Annotated in this window: 20 protein-coding genes; all 20 read left to right on the top strand. The window is 63.5% G+C overall.

Annotated features, from left to right (window positions below; translation table 11 throughout):
- The 20 genes from PJB24_RS10130 to PJB24_RS10035 all read left to right on the top strand — a co-directional run bounded on the left by PJB24_RS10130 (nt 1) and on the right by PJB24_RS10035 (nt 19435).
- The gene (locus PJB24_RS10130; protein WP_273845423.1) at nt 1-642 is read left to right on the top strand and encodes a hypothetical protein; all 642 of its coding nucleotides are present in this window, start codon (nt 1-3) and stop codon (nt 640-642) included.
- 197 nt (nt 643-839) lie between these two features.
- Nucleotides 840-1295 (top strand): helix-turn-helix domain-containing protein, encoded by a 456-nt coding sequence (locus PJB24_RS10125; RefSeq protein ID WP_273845420.1) that lies wholly within the window; start codon nt 840-842, stop codon nt 1293-1295.
- A gap of 43 nt (nt 1296-1338) precedes the next feature.
- Entirely contained in the window at nt 1339-2553 is a 1215-nt protein-coding gene (gene terL, locus PJB24_RS10120; protein WP_273845419.1) for a phage terminase large subunit, read from the top strand.
- A gap of 43 nt (nt 2554-2596) precedes the next feature.
- Nucleotides 2597-4108, top strand: coding sequence for a phage portal protein (locus PJB24_RS10115; RefSeq protein ID WP_273845418.1), 1512 nt, complete (start codon nt 2597-2599; stop codon nt 4106-4108).
- 100 nt (nt 4109-4208) lie between these two features.
- Nucleotides 4209-4688 carry a hypothetical protein gene (locus PJB24_RS10110; RefSeq protein WP_273845417.1) on the top strand — a complete coding sequence of 160 codons (480 nt, stop codon included), beginning with the start codon at nt 4209-4211 and terminating at the stop codon, nt 4686-4688.
- Between the two features lie 16 nt (nt 4689-4704).
- On the top strand, nt 4705-5028 hold the full coding sequence (locus tag PJB24_RS10105) for a hypothetical protein (protein ID WP_273845415.1): 324 nt from the start codon (nt 4705-4707) through the stop codon (nt 5026-5028).
- Between the two features lie 237 nt (nt 5029-5265).
- A complete protein-coding gene (locus PJB24_RS10100; protein WP_273845414.1) occupies nt 5266-5751 on the top strand; it encodes a phage scaffolding protein in 486 nt (161 codons plus the stop codon).
- A gap of 13 nt (nt 5752-5764) precedes the next feature.
- Nucleotides 5765-6145, top strand: coding sequence for a capsid cement protein (locus PJB24_RS10095; RefSeq protein WP_273845411.1), 381 nt, complete (start codon nt 5765-5767; stop codon nt 6143-6145).
- A gap of 3 nt (nt 6146-6148) precedes the next feature.
- Nucleotides 6149-7252 (top strand): hypothetical protein, encoded by a 1104-nt coding sequence (locus tag PJB24_RS10090; protein ID WP_273845408.1) that lies wholly within the window; start codon nt 6149-6151, stop codon nt 7250-7252.
- 62 nt (nt 7253-7314) lie between these two features.
- Nucleotides 7315-7572 (top strand): hypothetical protein, encoded by a 258-nt coding sequence (locus PJB24_RS10085; protein ID WP_273845406.1) that lies wholly within the window; start codon nt 7315-7317, stop codon nt 7570-7572.
- Nucleotides 7573-7574: 2 nt separating this feature from the next.
- Nucleotides 7575-7835: a hypothetical protein gene (locus tag PJB24_RS10080; RefSeq protein ID WP_273845405.1), complete on the top strand. Its 261-nt coding sequence runs from the start codon at nt 7575-7577 to the stop codon at nt 7833-7835.
- On the top strand, nt 7835-8188 hold the full coding sequence (locus PJB24_RS10075; protein ID WP_273845403.1) for a hypothetical protein: 354 nt from the start codon (nt 7835-7837) through the stop codon (nt 8186-8188). The genes PJB24_RS10080 and PJB24_RS10075 overlap by 1 nt, the downstream gene beginning before the upstream one ends.
- Entirely contained in the window at nt 8188-8643 is a 456-nt protein-coding gene (locus PJB24_RS10070) for a hypothetical protein (protein WP_273845401.1), read from the top strand. The genes PJB24_RS10075 and PJB24_RS10070 overlap by 1 nt, the downstream gene beginning before the upstream one ends.
- Entirely contained in the window at nt 8640-9128 is a 489-nt protein-coding gene (locus tag PJB24_RS10065) for a hypothetical protein (RefSeq protein WP_273845399.1), read from the top strand. The genes PJB24_RS10070 and PJB24_RS10065 overlap by 4 nt, the downstream gene beginning before the upstream one ends.
- Before the next feature lie 22 nt (nt 9129-9150).
- Nucleotides 9151-9354, top strand: a complete 204-nt coding sequence (locus PJB24_RS10060; RefSeq protein WP_273845397.1) for a hypothetical protein — start codon at nt 9151-9153, stop codon at nt 9352-9354.
- A 60-nt stretch (nt 9355-9414) separates the two neighbouring features.
- Entirely contained in the window at nt 9415-10086 is a 672-nt protein-coding gene (locus PJB24_RS10055; RefSeq protein ID WP_273845394.1) for a hypothetical protein, read from the top strand.
- A gap of 15 nt (nt 10087-10101) precedes the next feature.
- Nucleotides 10102-10599, top strand: coding sequence for a hypothetical protein (locus PJB24_RS10050; protein ID WP_273845393.1), 498 nt, complete (start codon nt 10102-10104; stop codon nt 10597-10599).
- A gap of 432 nt (nt 10600-11031) precedes the next feature.
- A complete protein-coding gene (locus tag PJB24_RS10045; RefSeq protein WP_273845391.1) occupies nt 11032-11400 on the top strand; it encodes a hypothetical protein in 369 nt (122 codons plus the stop codon).
- A 95-nt stretch (nt 11401-11495) separates the two neighbouring features.
- Complete coding sequence (locus tag PJB24_RS10040; protein ID WP_273845389.1) at nt 11496-15446, top strand: aggregation-promoting factor C-terminal-like domain-containing protein; 3951 nt, start codon at nt 11496-11498, stop codon at nt 15444-15446.
- Nucleotides 15446-19435: a phage head spike fiber domain-containing protein gene (locus tag PJB24_RS10035; protein WP_273845387.1), complete on the top strand. Its 3990-nt coding sequence runs from the start codon at nt 15446-15448 to the stop codon at nt 19433-19435. Before PJB24_RS10040 ends, PJB24_RS10035 begins: the two co-directional genes overlap by 1 nt.
- The last annotated feature ends 1 nt before the right edge of the window (nt 19436 follow it).

Raw genomic sequence — 19436 nt, 5'->3', positions numbered from 1 at the left:
TTGGGGGAGAGAAGGAAGACCATAGAGCACAACGCCCGCGCCACAAGGCGCTACCTGGATATCTGGCCACTTCTCGCAGAGCCAGGTCGCCGGGGAGAAGAAAAACCACTCTCCCGCAAAGAGCGCGGCTCCTCGAGGCCTCCCGTCTCCGCGCGCCTTCTCGCCTTCCTCTCAGACGAAGAGGGTCGCGACGCCTCGCGTATCCTCTCCCCGCTACTTGAGGAGCTCATGCACTCCGGCATCTCCTACGGCGGCATACCTTTTCGCGACATCCTCTTCGACTGCCTGCGCGAGCCTACCGGTGTTAAGGCCATAGAAGAGGACCCCCGCAAAAAGGCAGCACTGGATAAGCTCTGCCTGCTAGTCGCACACCAGATAGCCGCAGGGTATGGTCCCGAGCGCCGCATACACGTCCGCATCCCCCGAAAAGACGAGAGTTTTCCCAGCATGCACGCATACGCCATGCGAAAGAGGACCTGGAGAAAAGAAGACGCCTACCGCGCGCTCTCCGAGGCGTGGCTCGAGAAGGTCCTCTCCGGTATGGCAGAGAGAGAAGCCTACCGCGCCGTATCAGAAGAGCGTGGCGTAAGCTACTGGCAGGTCTGGCGGGCCGTCGCCTGGGCCAAAGAAGACGCGAGCTAAAAAACTCTTCTTGCACGTTTTGCACGAGCATGCTAGCCTATATGGCATACTGGATAGGGTGCGCCCGGGGGAGAAATATGGGCGGGCGCACCTCTAAAGACATCCGGACGGCGGCGGGGCTCCCCTCCCTTTCCCTCTCGTGCGAAAAGTCGTAAGGCTCTGCCGCCGTCCCTCCTCTTCTTAGGCATAACGAAGATTTGGGTAACTTCAGAAAAGTAACCGAAGAAGAGCGCCAAAGGATAATAAGCCTCCTTAAGAGCGGTCTGAGCCAGGGGAAGACCGCGCGCGAAGTTGGCCGCAGCAAGCAGACCGTAAGCCGGATCGCACGTGCTGCCGGGATTTCCAGTGACGTAACGGCGATCAAAAAAGCTGAGGCGGCGAGGTTGGACTTTGCGAAGGCCGAGCGCCTTGAGCTCTTAAACGAAGGTTTCCAGAAGGCCAGGGAGATACTCCCCACGGTCGATAGCGCCCACAAGCTGCAGGCGTGGATGACGGCGTTGGGCATAGCGGTGGACAAGAGAAGGCTCGAAGACGGAGAAGCTACCGAGCGTGGCGACTACACGCACAGAGAGGCCGCCGAAAAAGACCTCGAAGAGTACTTCGAGGCGCTGGACGCCCTACGAGAGGGCGACGGCGAAGCTGATACTCAATAGCCCCTATATCCCCCAGAGGCCAACCGAGAAACAGCTTCGGTTTTTGCTTCGCACCGAGCGCGAGGTCCTCTTCGGGGGCGCGGCCGGGCCGGGGAAGACCTCCGGGCTCTTGATGGCGGCGCTGATGTTCGCGAACGTGCCCGGCTACTCGGCTCTCATAGTCCGCAAGACCTACACCGACCTAGCTCTGCCGGGAGCGATCATGGACCGCTCCCACGAGTGGCTCGGGCCTACGGACGCGGTCTGGAACGACGTGAAAAAGCGCTGGACTTTCCCCTCGGGAGCGACGCTCTCGTTCGGTTACCTTGACTCGGCGCGCGACCACTTCCGCTACCAGGGCATGGAGATACAGGGGCTCTTCGTGGACGAGCTCACGCAGATACCGGAGAACCAGTACCTCTACCTCCTTTCCCGCTTGAGGAGGCTCGAGGGCACCTCCGTGCCCCTGCGCGTCCGGTGCGCCTCGAACCCCGGCGGCATAGGCCACGACTGGGTGTTCCGCCGCTTCGTCAAGAGCCCCACAAAGGAGAGGGCCTTCATCCCGGCCCGGCTTGACGACAACCCCTACCTTGACCGCGAGCAGTACAAAAAGACCTTAGAGAACCTCGACGACATCACCCGCCAGCAACTTTTGGAGGGCCTTTGGGTCAAGGACGAGGGCGAGGCGATATTCAAGCGCGAGTGGTTCGCCGAACGCTACGACGCATCCGATATGCGCCACAGAAACAGCGCCGTCGGGCACTACATCTTCTGGGATACGGCATACAAGGAGGGAGAGGAGAACGACTACTCGGCGGCAAGCGTCTTCCACCTCTCCCAGGACTACCGCATCAAGCTCTGCGAGTGTCTGCGCGAGAAGCTCCCCTTCCCCGAGCTCACCTGGCGCATGGAGGAGCTCGCCGAGCGCTACGCTCGTGACGGCAAGCTCCGCGCCGTGGTAGTCGAGGATACCGGAGCCGGCACCTCGGCGCTGCAGACGCTCGCCGACTCAAGCCGCCTCATCGCACCTTACCTCAAACCCTTTCGTCCGAAGGGGAAGAAGACCGAGCGTGCCAGAGAGGCGAGCGTGTGGGCCAGGCGCGGCATGGTCCTTCTCCCCCAGCCGAACGCCGCAGCGCCGTACCTCAACGAGCTCGAGGAGGAGCTCTTCGCCTTCCCGAACGTAGAGCACGATGACCTCACCGACACGATCGTCATGGGTATCTTGTACCTGAGGCACTTCCTCGCCGAAGGCGCCAGGTTCGCGGGGGCGGCTTAGTGTGTCTTTTCTGGATAGACTCCGGGATGCGGGAGCGGCGCTAATGGGACGCGCTCGCACCTTCCCCGCCGCCGAGCCTCCGGGGCTCCCCTCCTCCGGCTACGGTCCGAGGGACACCTCCCACTACCAGCGGCTCGCCTTCTACTACCGCCAGACAGACCTCTACGAGAACCTCGCGTACGCCATCCGCGAGCAGGGAGGAAGACGCTACTCGGCGATAAAGAGCTTAAGGAACCCCGCCGAGCGCGCCGTGGAGTTTCACGCCTCACTCCTGTGGGGTTCAGGTTCTCCAGAGGAGGCGCGCATCCAGGCGAAGAGCGCCGCCGTAGAGCAGGCCATACGCAAGGTGTGGCGGTTCTCGAACCTCGACGAGCGCGGAAGGCTCATGGCCCGCTGGCTCCCGCTCTACGGCGACCTCATCCTAAAGGTCTACAAGCCGGACTTCCGAGAGCAGGTGGTCATCCAGCCGGTAAAGCCCGAGTACCTGACCGACTTCACCAAGGACGACAGGGGATACTTCACCTTCCTCAGGCTGGATATCCCCTCCGAGCGGCGCAAGGACGACGGCACCTACGAGAGATACTGCCACACCGAGCTCTGGCAGAAAGGAGAAGGCGGCTCCGACGGCCACTTCCTCTACTACGAGCACGACGGCTCGGCCAGAACTCCCATCTCCCAGCTGCCGGACCCGTCGGGGGGCATGGTCCTCGCCGAAGGGGATGAGGAAGGCGTCTCGGGGTTCGACTTCATACCGTTTGTCCACGCCAAGTTCCGCGACGCCGGAGATGACCGTGGGATAGGCGTCTTCGCACCCTACCTGGAGCAGATAGACGAGGCGAACCGCATGGCAACGCGTCTGCACGAGCTCCTCTTCCGCTACGACCGCGCACATCGGGGCCTGAGGAGTGTCGGCACCGACCCCTCCGGGGCTCCGCTGCCGCCTCCCACGTTCGATAGGGCGAGCCGCAACGCCGCGGTAGACGCCTACGGCTCCTCGGGATATGTCGCCGACGCTCGCAGACGTCCCGACGAGATAGAGCTCGGGGGAGAGCGCTACATACTTCTTCCCTCGAACGCCGAGCCTGTTGACCTCGCACCGCAGATAGACTACTCATCCGGCCTTGCGATACTCTCCGCGCAGCTGGACGAGCTCGCGCAGGAGATGCCCGAGCTCATCTACTACAAACTCGGCCAGATGGTCGCAACCGCCTCCTCCACCGTCTTCTCCACCTCCGGCGTTGCGCTGCAGACCGTCATAGCCGGCGCAGTGGACCGCATGCGGGAGGCCCGCTCTAACCTCCTCGCCGCGCTCGAGAGGGCCGATGAGATGGCGCTCACTATCGGCTCTATCTACGGGCTCGAGGGTTTTTCGGGGATAGGCACCTACGAAAACGGCGACCTCGAGCACACCATAACCGTGCCAGAGCCGCAAGTTCCCGAGGCACCCGGCGTATCCCAGCAGAGCCCCGAGGTGCCACAGGAGGCGTTCCAGAGAGCCCAGCAGATACTCCAGGGACTAAATGGAACAACAGCAGCAGGCCCAGGCTCAGCGTAGCACTCCCGAGAAGGAGCAGGAGGCAGCAGCCGCAGCGGCAGTAGCGGCGGCTATTGCATCAGGCTCACTTTCGGCAGTAGCCGCGGCGATACTCTCCGCCATGCCGCTCTTCGGGCTCGCCGTGCTGGTGAGAGAGAGCCCCGAGAAGGCCGCAGCCGTGGCAGCGGCCGCCTCTGCCATCTCGCTCTCCGGGCCGAAGAGCACCGCTAAAGGCAGCCGTCCTGAGGCGCTCTTTCGCGCCTACTACGCCATGAACGCCGCAAGACGGCTCAGCCGAGCCAAAGACCCCGAGAAGGCCCTCGAGCGCGAGAAGCTCTACTTCGCGCTCCACCAGAAGGCCCAGAAGCTGAGGATGCACTCCGCGAAGGCGACAGAGAGCATGGTGGCGCTGCACGGTCCCATCCTCAGCTGGCACCACGGCCATCCCAAAGAGCCGCGTCCCAACCACCTGGCGGCAGACGGCCACAACTTCGACACCAGAAGGGGTGTGCCGCAGCTCACCGGTGCACTCCCCGGCGAGCTGCCGAACTGCACCTGCTACTGGGGCCCGCCCATCCCCGGAGCGCCAGAGCTCCGCTAGAGAAAGGAGGTGGTCCTTGGCAGACCCGGCCGTAATGGCCCTCCCCGACCCGCACGGGGGCTGCAAACACCCGCCGCTGCCGCACACCGGGGGTGGCAACTGGGTGACGAAGACCGGGCGGCATCTCCCGGCTGAAATAGAGTGTGTGGCGCGGGCGCTTTACTGGAACCGCGGAGGTACCCGCTCGGTCTCCAGGGCGGTGGCGATGGCCGTTGGCATCGTACGCAACTGGGCCGAGGGCAAGGGCAACGTGAGCGCCGCAACCCGCGCCCGCTGCCAGGCGGCGATAGCCCGCTGGGAAGCCCAGCGGGCAGCGGCAAAGGCAGATAACGCAACCTGATCCCACCTTCGACAACACCCCACACGTCCACCACGACGGCAAAAACCGGAAACGAAAGAGAGTCAGGAGAAGATGGCTATGACCGAGCAGGCAGGTATGCATGAGCATGAAGGCGCCCAGAACACGCAGCCGCCGGCGGAAACAGGCGAGAAGAGTGGCGCGCATAAGGAGGAGTACCTCCCCAAATCTTTCGTCGAGCAGCTCATAAAGGACCGTCTTGCCCGCCAGGAGGAATCCTTGCGTAAGTCTTTCCTCGAGAATCGCGGCGTTGAGAGCGAGGACGAGCTCGACGAGATACTCACCGCCTACCGCGAGGCCGAGGAGGAGGTAAAGGACGAGGTGGAGCGGTGGGAGAGCCGCTACAACGAGCTCTCCGAGAAGCATACCGAGCTCACCGGACGTCTTACCGACCTCTCCTCACGCTACGAGCGGGCGCTGAAGAGCCAGGCTCTCCAGCAGGCACTTCTTGCCGAAGGCGTAAGGCCCGACCGCGTAAAGCACGCCATACGCCACGCCGACCTCTCCTCCCTCGAAGTAGACGAAAACGAGGAGGTCTCCGGCATAGAGCAGGCCGTAAAGAGCCTCAAGGAGGAGGTACCCGAGTGGTTTACCTCCAAGGAGGAGCGGCGCGGCATCCCCCCAGCCCCGCAGGGCTCGGGCTCCTCGAAGCTCTCGCACGAGGAGAAGCTCAAGAGGTCAAACCTCGCGAACTTACGTTTTTAAGAAAGGAGAATGCATGGCAACACTGCAGGTAAACGCCGCCGACGTGGCGCTCGTGCGCTGCGACTCGGCCGGGGGAGCGAGGAGCTTCCCCGCCGCGGCGGCCATAGACGCAGGGAGGGTGGTGGCGCTCGACTCTAGAGGACGCGCTACCTCCTCCGGCACGAACATCGAGGGGATAGCTGTAACCTCGGCGAAGCAGGCCGGAGCCTCCCTCGACGTCATCCGGGAGGGGATAGTCGACCTCGGAGACGCACTCTCCGCGCTCGCCTTCGGGGCTGCGGTCTACGCCTCCCCCGACGGCACGCTAGATGACGCCACCGGGACCGAGATCGGCCGCGTGACCGCCTCAAACGGCGAGATCCCCTCGCGTAAGCTCCTTAGGGTGGAGGTGTAGGCCATGGCGGATATAGCTTACGGCTTCGTAGACCTCCAGGACCTCTTCTCCCAGCGCGTCGCTGAGGTCCCGAACGGCTACGCCTTGGTCTCGACCGCTATAGAGGAGTCCACGCGCGAGTACTCCCGCGTTGTCGACGGTATGCTCTCCACCTTCGCCACCGACGTAACGGTTGCGAAGGAGCACTACCTCGAGCCGGTCGGCGGCACACTGCAGCCGCTCGATGAGTTCGGCAACCCCCTCCCCGTCCAGGGACGGCGCGGCTACGACGTGGCCTACCCGATACAGGGCGCTGGAACGGCCTTTGGAACCAACCGGCTCTCGCGGGCGATGATGACCGTCGCGGAGGCCAACCAGAGGACCGTGGACGCCCAGAACCGCGACCGCGACTGGCTAAAGCGCCACATACTCGCCGCCATCCTCACGAGCAGCCCCTACAACTGGTTCGACCAGACCTTGGAGCAGATCGGCATCCGCGGCATGGGCAACCTCACGGTCATGCCGCTCGCTAACGGGGATAGCTCGGTCTACGTAGGCCGCGGCGGCCGGGTTCTCACGAACCACAGCCACTACATGGCCCAGAGCGACGACATCTCCGATGCGGCAAACCCGTTTGGCGCCATCTGGGAGAACCTCATGGAGCACCCCTCTAACCAGGGCAAGAGGCTCATCGTCTACGTGGCGGACAACCTCGCCTCGCAGATAGCCTCGCTCACGGGGTTCATCCCGCCGCGCGACTCCGACGTCTCGCTCGGCTCTATCTACTCCGAGGTCGCAAACGCCCCGGATGTGGGGTTCGGCGATGTCTACCTCGGGTATGTCATGGCGCCGGGCAGGGCTCACATAATTTCCTGGGGAGAGTTGCCCGACGGATATATGATAGCCACCGTAGAGGGCGTGCCGTTCCTCGGCCGCAGACAGTACCCGGTGGCGAGCCTGCAGGGATTTTTCACCGAGAACCACTCGCCTGACGGCAACGTCTTTGAGACGCGCATGATCCGCTACTGCGGTTTTGGCGTGAGAAACCGCGTAGGGGCCGTGGCCTTCCAGGTCGGCGCCGCAAACTACACCACCCCGGCGGAATACCAGGCCCCGCTCGCAGTCTAGAGTAACCGTGTACGGGGAGAGGGGATACATGTCCCCTCTCCCGCAGGAGGTGATCCAAAAACATGAGGCCGGACATACTCGCCCGGCGCCGCGCCCTCGCCCTAAAGGCCCTCACCGAGCGTTTCGGGGTTGAGGAGCAGACCGCGGTCAAAGACCCCGAGGTCAGGTTCCTCTTGGCGCTCGAGGAGCTCGAGAAGAAGACCAGGCGTCCCTCGCTCAAGGACGCCATAGAGATCATACGCAAGGCCTCCGATGAGGAGCTCCTCGCGGTAGAGGGTATCGGCAAGGCCTCCTTGAAGAAGCTCAGGGAGGCGCTCTAGAGATGGCCACCCTCTCCTACAGGCAGCGCAAGAAGCTCCCCCCTTCGGCGTTTGTCTTCCCCAAGGAGAAACGCTACCCCATTCACGACAAGGCACACGCCAGAAACGCTCTCGCGAGGGTAGCCCAGCATGGCACGCCGGCCGAGCAGGCGGCTGTAAAAAAGGCCGTCTACAGCCGCTACCCCGAGCTCGACCCGAAGAGGCGCAAGAAGGCCCAGGCCAAGAGGGCGGCGAGAAAGAGGCTCGCAAGGAACACGTCCTGATGGCATACCCCACCGCAGGAGACATAAGAGCACGGCTCCCGGATGGAGCGCCCGGGCTCTCCGATTCGGAGATAGAGGGCCTCATCTCCGACTGGAAGGCGCGCACGCTCTTCGCGGGAGATACGACCTCTCCCGATAGCCCCCTCGCCGAGCAGGCCGTGACAAGGGGTGCTGCCGCAGACGCCCTCGAGCTCCTTTACGTCCGGGAGGGATATTCGGAAGTGCCTGTGGCCTCCTCTCTTCGCAACCAGGCCAAGGAGCTCCTCGCGCTCTATGAGGAGCAGAGGGAGCGCTCCTCAGGCGAAGAGCCTCAGGACTCCCCGCTGATAACCTTCGAGTCAGGACCGTGGTAGTGCTCGAGATACGCGTAGAGCACAACTACAAAGAGTGCGCAGAGCGCATAGAGTCCCTCTCGCCCCGGCTCACACAGGCTATGCGAGAAGGTACCGCCCGGGGGCTCCGCGTCCTGGACCGGACTGCGCACGAGACGATAGGTCGCCGCACAGGGAAGACCGCCTCGACCATAAAGAGGGAGGTTCTCCTTACGCCAGACGGCGCGAGGGGGGTAGTCTTCAGTGAAGATAAGGTGGCGGCCATCCTGGAGTACGGCTCAAGGCCACACACCATACGGCCCCGTCCTCCCAAGAAGGCGCTGCGGTTTGAGGTGGACGGCAAGACCGTCTTCGCCAAAGTCGTCCGCCATCCCGGCACGAGGGCCTACCGCTGGCTCCAGCGCGCGGGCTACTCTTCCGAACGCGCCATAGAGTCCGCCTACGCGAGCTCGGTTGAGGAGGTCTTGCGCTCTTGAGCCTCGCGCTGGACTACTCTTACGAGGAGGCGCTCGACTACATCGAGTCTACGCTCGCTAACCTCCTCCCCGCAGGAGAGGATCCCGCCCCCATCCGCAAGGCGTTCGACTACCAGGTCGTCTCCTACGGCGGGGAGTTCCCGGTCATCTGCGTCCAGCAGCGCGACGCAAACCGCGAGCCGCGGCTCTCGGACCGCACCACAAACCCGGGCCAGGTCACAATAGACGTCTCCATACTCTACCCCTCGCTGAAAACCCCCTCCGACCAAAACGGCCGCAAGACGGCCAAAAGAGTAACCAGGCACGTCGCCTCTCTCTTCAGGGAGGCGCTATACGCCACAAACAACTTCGGAGGGCAGGTGCACGAGCTCTACATAAGCTCGGAGAGCATGGGGGATGTGGACGAGATGGGATCGAGCAGGATAGACGCAGCCTCAGGCTCCATCCTCTGGGAGCACCGCCTCGAGGTCGTGGTCGTCTTTTGAAGAAAAAGAAAGGAGGTGCACTATGGCCAAGGAGCAGGCAGCAAAAGAAGAGCAGGTGGTGGTGCAGATAAACCCCGCCTTCCGTGTGAAGCCCGAGCGTGTCTACGTGGCGGGCAAGTTCTACGAGGGAGGCGAGGTCGTCTCCGCATCAGAGTACGAGGAGCTGAAGAATGCCCAGGACCCTACGGGTAAGCAGCTGCTCGTGAAGACCCAGACGGCAAGCTAGAAAACCAAGGGGTCCCAGAGCGTCCTTGGGGCCCCTCTCGCAACCAAGGAAAGGAGTGACGTGGCAACCAACGTAGTGCCCGCGGGGTCGAACCTCGCGGTCTTCCGCCCGTATATCTTCTACGCGCCGGTGGGCTCTCCCGTGCCCCCCATAACCACGCCTTACGGCCTCGAGACGTGGCCCTCCCCGTGGAAACCCATCCGCGACACAGTGGGCGGCATCAGCCCCACGCCGCAGAACCCCCAGGACACCATCCAGGGAGACAGGCAGGGCGTGGTAGGACGCATGCCCACCGGTGAGGCCACCGTGGCCATCGCCATGCAGGCCCTCTATGCCGACATAGATCTCGTCATGGCGCTCTCCCCGTTCGTGAAGACCAGCGTCGCCGCCGTGACAGGTCCTCCGGCGTATCCAGCCTACGACGTCTACAACTTCAAGGCGGACGTGCCAAAACAGATAATGCTCGGCTGGGACGGCTTCTCCAAGGCCGGCACTTTCACCGACGTTGACTCCATCGTGCGCACGATAGCCTTCCACTGCCAGCTCACCGACGACCTCGCGTGGGTCTTCAGGCACTCAGGAGGCGGCGACGCCCCCTTTGAGCCCGAGTTCGCCCTCGAGGCCGTCCCAGGGCCCCTCTCGGCCTCACAGTTCACGGACACCGGCATAGACATGTCGATAGTTGACCCGGACGGCCGCTACACCCAGTTCATCATCCCGGTAGGCAGCTAAAGGTAAAGGAGGATAGTGGACTACACCGTGCACTTCGAGTTCGCGGGCCACGACATCCGGGCTGCCATCTCGGAGCTCCCCCAGACCGTCGAGCTCGACCTCGAGAACGTAATCGGAGCCGGGGGCATGCCCGGGAGCCGCGGTCCTGTGGGCACCGCCAAGCTCGTCGTCATACGCCAGGGCGTAAAGTCCCTCGTCGTAGACGGCAAGAACCGTCCCCTCGTGCACCACAACAAAGACGGCGAGGAAGAGGTAGTCATCCCGAACCTCCGGGAGAGAAATCCCCACAGGAGCCTCCTGGATAAGCTCGTCGAGGAGGTCGTAAAGAAGAACGACTGGCTCTGCTTCACCGAGCCCTTCGATCAAATCTTCGGGCGTTATGCCCCCGAGGAGACCGAAGAGCTCCCCGAGGAGAGGCGAAATCCTACTTCATCCCCCGGGAGCGGGGGGATAGAAGGCTCGGTTTCGTCTACGGATACATCTACCTCAGCCATAAGTACGCCCGCAAGGTAGGCGAGAGCCCGAGCAGCCGCAAGTTCAAAGAGCTCGCCCTAGAACAGGAGCGCGCCGAGCTAATAGAGCGCATACAGCCCACCGGCTCCTTCTGGGAGAAGCTCGAGAGGACTCTGCGCGCCACAGAAGAGTGGGAGCTCTTCGGTAAGAAGCTCCCCTCCTCCGGCGGCCTCCGGGAGCAGCCCTACGAGTGGCTGCTCTCGCTAAGGGTGGCTGAGGCGGCCAAGCGCCGCGCCGAAGAGGAGCGCGCCGAGAGGGAGGCGAAAAGGGCACGCCAGCAGGGAAGCGGGCAGTAGGATACACTCCCCGAAGAGAAGAGAGACAAAGGGGGAACCCGGTATGCGGGCGGCAGCGTCTTGTTTAGCTATCCTCTTTTCCCTGTTTGCACTTGCCTCATGCTCCGGCGGGCAGACTGGGCAAAAAGAGCAGAGTGTGCCCCCTTACCACGTGATATCCAAACCTCACCTCGCCCGCGTCCACGGTATCTCCGAGGAGCAGATATACGTCTCGACGAAGGCGAAGGGCGAAGACGGCCTCACCGCGATAACGAAGGACCTTGCCAGGAAGTATCCGGACGCAGACGTGGTGGCGATACAGTTTCAGGGCAAGACAAAAAACCAGATAAACCCCCAGCTCACGGGTGTTGGCTACCACTTCAAGAGCGCCCGCGACGTACGCCTCGCCTACAGCCCCGAGGCTGACGCAAAAGAGATAATGCGAAAGCGGGATGGCTACCTCATTCTCTCGGTCAGAGACATAACGAGAAGCGTCAAGAGTGCCATGAGCAGCGCCTCAAGTTAAAAAAGTCTAGAAAAGGACTCTAAGGCCCCCGCCCCGAGCGGGGGTTTTCTTTTGCCGCCGCGAGTGCGGCCTTTGTTTTTGCGAGGAACAAGCGGATGCCAACCTACAAGCTCTCAGCGGAACTTAGCGCCAAAAACAACGCCTCGCGCGCCATAGCCTCGCTCTCTGCCGAGCTCAAGGGACTTAGCAGGCAGCTCGACGCCCTCGACCGCAAGAGGGTCTCCGTGTCTGTCTCGGCCGAGACGGCGAGCGCAACAGCCTCCCTAAAGGAAGTAGAGAGGCAGGCACAGAGGGTCTCCTCGATTAGGCCCTCGGTGCGCGTGGAGGCGAACACCGCCCCGCTCGAGCGCTCCCTCGCCGCTGCGAACGCCAGGCTGGACCGGTTCGGGGCGAGGAGTGTCACCGCAGAGGCGAAGGTGGATGTGGACCGGGGGGGACTCTCCCGCCTCGCGCGCGCGATGGCACTGTTGACGAGCCTCTCGGGGCCGCGATTTAGGGCGCTCTCCCGCTACGGGGCGAGGGGCGGGATATTCACGCGCATCTTCGCCTTCCCGGTGAGGCTCATAGGCAACATCTCGCGCCTTTCGGGGGCGGCGTTCTCTCTTGCAGGGAGGATTGGTCCTTTAGCCGCGCTCTTTAGCAGGCTCGGCGTCTCGGCCGCGGACTTCGGGAGCGTCCTCGGAGGGCTCGTGGGAGGAGGCGGTGTCATTCTCGCCACAGCCGCCGCGCTCGGGGGGCTCACCAACGTCATAGGGGGGGCAGGAGCGGGGCTCGTCGGCGCACTTGGTGTTCTCGGGGGCGCGCTCACCTCCGTTACAGCAGGTTTCGGACTGCTCGCCCTCGCCGCCCTGCCGTTCATAAAGAACGTCCAGGAGGTCATAAAGGCACAGAAGAAGTACTCGCAGGCCGTAGAGACCTACGGCAAGAACTCCAAGCAGGCCAAGAGTGCCCAGCAGGAGCTCAACCAGACCATAAAGAGCCAGCCTCCCGCCGTGCGTCGCACCATAACAGCCTTCTCCTCGCTAGAGAGGGCCTACGACAGATACATCGGCTCCAACAAGGTCCTCCAGCGCAACATCGGTGCGGTCGCAGTCGAGGCCATCCGGCTCGCCAAGGGGGCCATGCCGGCCCTCGGCCGGGCCTCCGCCAGGGCCTCGGTGACAGCCAGGCGGGCCTTCTCGGCCATCGCGGCGGACTTTCGCCGCCCGGCCACCTCCGGGGCGCTCATGAAGGTGCTCAACGCCGCCCCCCGCCAGTTTGGAGTGCTGCTCAGGGCCGCAGGGCACTTCGGGAGCGGGCTCACGAAGGCGTTCGCCATAGCCATGCCCTACGTGGGAAGGATGTTCCGCTCGATAGACCGCCTCGCGCGCTCCTTCGACCGCTACGCTTCAAGTGCCAGAGGGCAGAGGACCTTAAACCGGATCTTCAAGACGGGCTGGCAGATAATGCGTCTTCTCGGGCGGGCCTCTGTGACCTTCTTTGACGGCATGATCACCTTCGGCGTAAAGCATCGCCGCGCCATTGTGGGGGCGCTGCGCGCCATCGGAGCGGCGTTTAGGGCCATCTGGTTTGTCCTTCGTGTCTCCTCTGCGGCCTTCGGTCTCTTCGTCCGGGGCCTTAATGCCGTCTTGCGCATCTCCAACCGGGCCGGACGGGCGGTCCACAACTGGCTCATCTCCTCCTTCCGCCAGGCACTTAAGGCCGCGGCAAACTTCGGGGTAGGTGTGGCAAAGAGGTGGCACCAGTTCTCCTCCACCACCGCCCGCACCTTCAAGGACGCCAGAAACTCCGTAGTCAAAAACTTCAACCAGGCTACGACCAGGGCTCTTATCGCGGCAGGTAACCTCCGCGGTGGCGCCGAAAGACGCTGGAGAGACCTTAAGGCGCATACGGCCAAGGACTTTGGCGCAATCTATAACTCCGTCTCCTCCCGCATGTCCCGCAGCCACATTACAGCGGTCAAGCAGGCCGGAGCGCTCATGAAGGAAGTCGCCAAGAGGTGGTCTTCGACCAGGGGGGACACAAAGGACAAGTTCTCAGCCATAGCATCGCTCATAGCAAGCCGCATGTCCCGCTCCCGAAACTCCGCCGTAAGGAGCGCGGGGCAGCTCTACAAAGACGTGGCCAAGAGGTGGTCTTCGACCAGGGGGGACACCAGGGACAAGTTCACGGCCATAGCATCCCTCATCGGCGACAGGATGTCAGATGCTCTGCACCGGGCCTCGAACAGGGCGCACGACCTCTACCGCGACCTGACGAAGACCTGGGGGAGGCTCTGGCACGCAACAGGGGAGCTCTTCAGGAAGATAAGCGGCTCCATGTGGAAGCCCATCCGCTCGGCCTACGACTTCATCGCCCGCTGGGTGAACCGCATCGTGGGCCTCATAAACTCGGTCCTGGACAAGGTCGGCCTCCCGACCATCAAGTGGCGCATGCCACAGTACGCCGAGGGCGGCATGAGGGAGTATGGCTCCTCGCGGCGTGGCTCTGAGCCTGCGCGGCCAGGCGTTGCCTTCGCCGAAGGGGGTAAGGTGGAGAAGCCGCTCTACGTGCGGCACGCAACCTACCTCGTCGGCGAAGACCTCGCCCCCGGAGAGCGCGAATACATCCTGACCGAGTCGCGAAAAGGCAACCGCAGAAAGAGAAACGCAAGGCTCTGGGCCGAGTACGGTAAGAGAAACGGTCTCCTAAGGCCGTTCGGCGAGCGGCCCGGCACCTACGTCACCGCTCCGGTCCCCGCCTACGCCGCAGGCGGCCTCTTCTCCGACGAGCAGCTGAAGTCACTCTGGAGGTGGGCCCGCTCCAAGAACGGAAGCCCCTACGTCTGGGGAGGCGGCTCCATACCCCCCGGCGTAGACTGCTCCGGCTGGGCCGCGCTAGTCATGAAGAGGGCACTTGGCGACCCCAACCCCTCAGGACGCCTCGGCTCGACGGCGAACATGCCCTGGCGCGGCTGGGAGCGTGGCCCTGGGCAGCTCTCCTTCGGCTTCATAAACGGTGGTCCCGGAGGCGGGCACGTCGCGATGACAATAGCCGGCAAAGGCTGGGCCGCCAACACCGAGACAGGAGGGCCTCACGGCAACACCTGGACCAACACCATGTCCAACCAAGGGCCGGCGTGGGGCGCCTCCAACCCCTACTTCCACGGCAACATCTGGCACCTTGGCTCTGACGTCTCCCTCGCGGATATAGGTGGGGGAGGAGGTTTCAACCCGCTCGCGGCGCTCTTCGAGCGGCTGTGGAGCAAGCTCGTTGCTCCTTTTGTAAACCGTACGCTCTCCCCGCTCTTGCACAGCCGCTACGTCATGGAAAGGGCCATCGGGGCGGCGGCCAAGAGGATCCCAGACGAGATCAAGAGGTGGATAGAGTCGAAGATAGGCTCCGGCGGCGGCGACTACGGCTCGGACGCCATAGGCGGTGACCCGGCCAAAAACCGCGCATTGGGGCGCCGCATGGTCTCCGCGGCGGGCTGGGCGTCCCAGTGGGGCGCCTTCGACCGGCTCGCCATGCGCGAGTCGGGCTGGAACCGATTCGCCAGGAACCCTTCCTCCGGCGCCTACGGCATCCCGCAGGCTCTCCCTGAGTCGAAGCTCCCCCCGGCGGGACGCTCGACGGGAGGCTCGCACGCCGGTCCTCAGATCGGCTGGATGATCGACTACATCCGCCAGAGGTACGGCAACCCCAACAGCGCCTGGGCACACGAACAGAGCGCCGGCTGGTACGCGCGGGGAGGCTACATCCGCCGCGACCACATAGCAGAGGTGCATAGAAACGAGCTATTTATGCCGCTCGACTCCCCGCACGTGGAGAGGACGGCGCAGACGGCACTCGGGACAAAGGAACTAAAGGAAGAGATAGTGAGGCTGCGGGAGGCTGTGGAGCGCAGCGCCAAAGACTCACAGAGGCTGGATGACGACACGATAAGGCGCCTTGCCGTCGCCGTGGGGCACCTCGTCAATAGCGACCTCTTCGACGAGAAGACGGGATACGTCATCGTCCAGACGCTCAAAGAGGCTAGAAGGCATACGAAGGGGAGGATCGGCTGATGCCTCTTCGGCACTGCCGGGGCGCACTCGACAAGGTCCAGGGGCTCATGGAGAACCTCATGCTCGACCCCGAGGGGGCGGCCGTGCTCTCGTCCCGCAACCTCTTCCCCAACCCAGACGGGATGGAAACCGACGAGGAGGGGGAGGTCAGGTTCTGGCGTTTTGGCTCGGCGCCACAGCCAGACGGCTGGTGGTGGTACATCTGGGAGACGGGCGACAGGCGTTTCCAGCGCCAGGGCACGCGGATGATAGACCTCTCAGATGACTACGAGGTCGTGGACGACCCTCCGGAAGACGGAGGGCCCCCTCCTGACCCGGCGGACTACGCAAAAGTGGCGAGGCCTGACGTATCGGGCTACCGCACGCGCAACTGGAAGCGTCTCTCTGACGGCACTCTCGTAAACGAGAACGACCCCCGCTACCCCTCCGCGGGGACTCCTGACGCCTACGACGTGCCGGGCCTGGTGGAGCTCCACAAGCTGGAGATGGTCGGCTATGGGGCGGGCCGCTACCCTGTCGCGCTTGCCTACATCGTGGGGGATCCGAGCGCTCCCCCCAAGGATTTGCTTCACACCCGCTCCTGCGAGCCTTACCCGGTAACCATAGAGCAGGACGGGCAGGGGTTCAAAGTCCCCCTGCCCGACGCCTCCGAGGTACCAGCGGGGGTTACCGCCATAGGCATCCTCATGGGGAGGCCCGGGGACTCCTGGACGGACATGAGGTTGCAGAAGGTCGTGCGTGTGGGCCGCTGGATACCTGACTCGGTGACCCTGCGGGGGCCCTGGAACAAGAGCGGACCGAAGTTGAACGTAGAGAACACCACCTACCGCGGGGGCCCCGGAGAGCTGCCCGAGCCGGACGTGAAGAGGGTCCACCACGCGGGCACGGTGGTCCGCCCGGGGGCCTACCAGTTCTGGATAGAGGAGAGAACTGAGTTCGGCTACACGGCGGGCGGGAAGATGACCGGTTGGCTCCAGATAGACGACCCCTTGGAGAACGCGGCGATAAGGATAAGGCCGGATGTCTTCAGTACGGGCACTCTGGGCTGGCGGTGTTGCATGCGCTACGACAAGGACGGCCCGAACGGTAACGCGCCCGTCGTCTACGTCACAAACGACAAGGGAAAGAGCGACCTGGAGCGCGGCGAGGCCGCATATGTCTTTACCACCGCGTATATGGAGAGCAAAAAAGAGGGGAGCCGCCTTGTAATCCGCGACTACCAGTATCCCCGCGGCGAGAGGCATACCGAGGATAAGTCCGGCATCCCCGACCCCACGATAGACCTCGAAGGCATGCTCTCCGATACGTCAGACGGCACGGCAAACTACGAGCTGGTAGGAGGCGCTCCGCTCTCTCCCGGAAAGAAACGCATCCGGTTCACCTGGGGGATAGAGGGAGAGAAGACGGGTGAGGACACCGAGAGCGCTCCCTCCGACCCGGTGACGGTGAAAGTCCCCGGTGTGGCGGGAGCTGCAACACACACCCTAAAGGTCTTCAGGCCTCCCGGCTCAAACGAGGTCCGAAACCCTGCCTGGAAGAAGCTCGACGTCTCAGGAGGGGAGGAGCACTGGAAGAAAGACCCTGCCGGTCCGACCGGTATCCAGCACGACATCCATGACGGTCAGGCCCACCACCAGGATCACACGAACAAGACCACAGACGAGGACGTGCACCAGTCCGACCCCATAGACGTCCGCGGCCCGCACAAAGTGGTCCGGCAGAGGCTCACGCTCGAAGAGCGCACCTCCGGCCTGGTCCAGGCGCAGCTGAAGTGGCTGGATAACCTCGGCAACGAGATACGGCGCGACGTCCTAGACGACATAGACTTCGTAGGGGACGAGGTCATAGAGCGCACCGTGGGGGACGGCTCCACGAATGTGGATATCGTCTGGCCGGCTAACGCCGCTTTCCTGCAGAAGGTCATCCGGCACATCGGCTCCGACTCTGTCTCTGGCGCGAGGAACCTCACCAGCCGCCACGACCACCACGGCATAAAGAGCGCGCTGGTCCACAACCTCAAAAGGTGGCCCAACTCACCGGTAAAAGACGAGGACCCCGAGGATGACTACCCCCCGTCTGGCTACTGCGTCGCGGTGGACGACTGGCACAACTCGCCACAGAAAAACCAGAGCTACATCCTGCTCGGTCCCGTAAACTTCGAGACCGACGGACTGGACAGGAGCTACTGGGACGTGGTGGGAGGAGTCTCGCTCTCCTCCGTGAAGCCGATATTCGGCTCACTCTCTTTAAGGTGTGCGAACCTGTCGAACCCAGGCTCTCCCGCCTACATCCACCGCTCGCTGGAGGCCTCTGGGCTGCGCTCCCGCCGCAGCGACGTCTTCGTGATGAAGATGGAGCAGCTGCCCTCCTCGGGAGAGGTGAGGGTCTACCAGGTGCGCAGCGCCCAAGATAGCGCGGGGATAGCCTGGATCTCCGTAAACTCCTTAGGGAACGTGCGCGCCAACTACAGGCACGGCAGCCTCACCATGTCTAACCGGATCCTCGGCGCCATAAGAAACCACGACGAGCTAGAGGTCGAGATACACCTCACGGGCGTTGGGACCGCAAACGGCCGCCTCAGGGTATACCTCGCCAAGCAGGACAACAAGAGGCGTCTCGTCTTCGACCAGAGCTCCCTTGACTGGTCTACCTTCCAGGCCACCGACGTTAGAGTCGGCCTCGATGCGTTCACCAGCCAGAATGCCACGGCCGTCTTCAAGTACGACCACATCACCATCGCTGACGACGGCTCGGAGGCGTGGACAGACCTACCCGGCCGCATGTTCGAGTACTACGGGCCTCCCGGCACACCGCTCTACAACGGATACGGTTTCTTCTGCGACCACGTGCCAGTCCAGGAGCTCACTACCTACTGCTTCAGCTTCTACCTCTGGTATCGCGGCGTCAACACTCCGGCCTCGCCGCTCGGTTTCACTGTCCACGACGCCGAGGGTAACGTAATAAAGCGCGTTAGCTCTCCCGCCGACGGCATAACCGGAAGGCGCGGCTGGCACCGGCGCTGGGTAAGTTTCACCACGCCGGAGGGGGCTGCGTACATAAACTTCGGCGGATATGGAGGCTGCGCCGACGGCCTGATACGAGTCATGGCTCCGCAGCTCGAGCTCGGAGACAGGCCGACGTCCTACACCAACGAGAACGCCACCTCCGGGTCTTTGACCATGGCCTACGACCTCAGGGTGCCCTCCATACCTTCAACCTCCTCGCTAGCTCGCTACAACCTCGTCTCGCGTTTCAGGCGGGCGGGCTACATCGGCGAGACGGAGGGCGGCATAACAGACATAACCGTGCAGTATGCCTCCTGCCCGAAGATGGAGCCCGATGACGGCTCTCCTCCGGCCTGGACACCGTGGTACGACTCGCTCGAGGACGTGCCCGTGGGAGAGGGGTTCATGATAAAGGCGACGCTCACGACGCTGGATGCCACGAAGAGCCCCGAGCTGCGCGACCTCTTCCTCGACTTCATCAGGCCATACGGCGTACTCTGCCGGGCCGACGGCTCGGAGTACCCGGGCGGGGCCTTGCCGGTGGACTTACCCCCCGCGAAGAACACCCCGATAATCACGCAGACGCTCTCTGCGACCAACAAACCCGGCGTTAACGCCTTCGGGGAGAAGGCGCGGCTCATCTCCGGCTGGGGCGTGCAGATGTTCACCGACGAGGGAGTCGAGCAGTTCTACGAGGACCTCGGAGAACAGGTCGCCGAGAACCCGGCCCACGCCTCAACCGTCATCGTCGAAGATCTCGGCATGCGCCAGCGCATCCTCATCTGGGACGCGGACTTCCCAGAGACGAACCGCCGCAGGTGGGTGAGGGACTCTGTGTATGAGCCGGGCTACTACCCGCTGGAGATATCCGGCCTCGAGGGCTACGTCCTGGAGAGGACGACGCTCGACGACGGCCCGCCCACCCTTCTGGCAGGCTCGGACGTGGTGACGGCAGGCTCGGACAGACTGGTAGGGGAGGAATAAG

It is taken from the genome of Rubrobacter calidifluminis (assembly GCF_028617075.1).
GTDB lineage: Bacteria > Actinomycetota > Rubrobacteria > Rubrobacterales > Rubrobacteraceae > Rubrobacter_E > Rubrobacter_E calidifluminis.
The sequence above is the reverse complement of the archived record's forward strand: the minus strand, read 5'-3'. Positions and strand labels throughout refer to the sequence as shown.

Coding starts and splice junctions, on each gene's coding strand:
- PJB24_RS10115 (WP_273845418.1), top strand. CDS start 2,597: ATGGGACGCGCTCGCACCTTCCCCGCCGCCGAGCCTCCGGGGCTCCCC.
- PJB24_RS10110 (WP_273845417.1), top strand. CDS start 4,209: ATGCCGCTCTTCGGGCTCGCCGTGCTGGTGAGAGAGAGCCCCGAGAAG.
- PJB24_RS10095 (WP_273845411.1), top strand. CDS start 5,765: ATGGCAACACTGCAGGTAAACGCCGCCGACGTGGCGCTCGTGCGCTGC.
- PJB24_RS10090 (WP_273845408.1), top strand. CDS start 6,149: ATGGCGGATATAGCTTACGGCTTCGTAGACCTCCAGGACCTCTTCTCC.
- PJB24_RS10085 (WP_273845406.1), top strand. CDS start 7,315: ATGAGGCCGGACATACTCGCCCGGCGCCGCGCCCTCGCCCTAAAGGCC.
- PJB24_RS10080 (WP_273845405.1), top strand. CDS start 7,575: ATGGCCACCCTCTCCTACAGGCAGCGCAAGAAGCTCCCCCCTTCGGCG.
- PJB24_RS10075 (WP_273845403.1), top strand. CDS start 7,835: ATGGCATACCCCACCGCAGGAGACATAAGAGCACGGCTCCCGGATGGA.
- PJB24_RS10060 (WP_273845397.1), top strand. CDS start 9,151: ATGGCCAAGGAGCAGGCAGCAAAAGAAGAGCAGGTGGTGGTGCAGATA.
- PJB24_RS10040 (WP_273845389.1), top strand. CDS start 11,496: ATGCCAACCTACAAGCTCTCAGCGGAACTTAGCGCCAAAAACAACGCC.
- PJB24_RS10035 (WP_273845387.1), top strand. CDS start 15,446: ATGCCTCTTCGGCACTGCCGGGGCGCACTCGACAAGGTCCAGGGGCTC.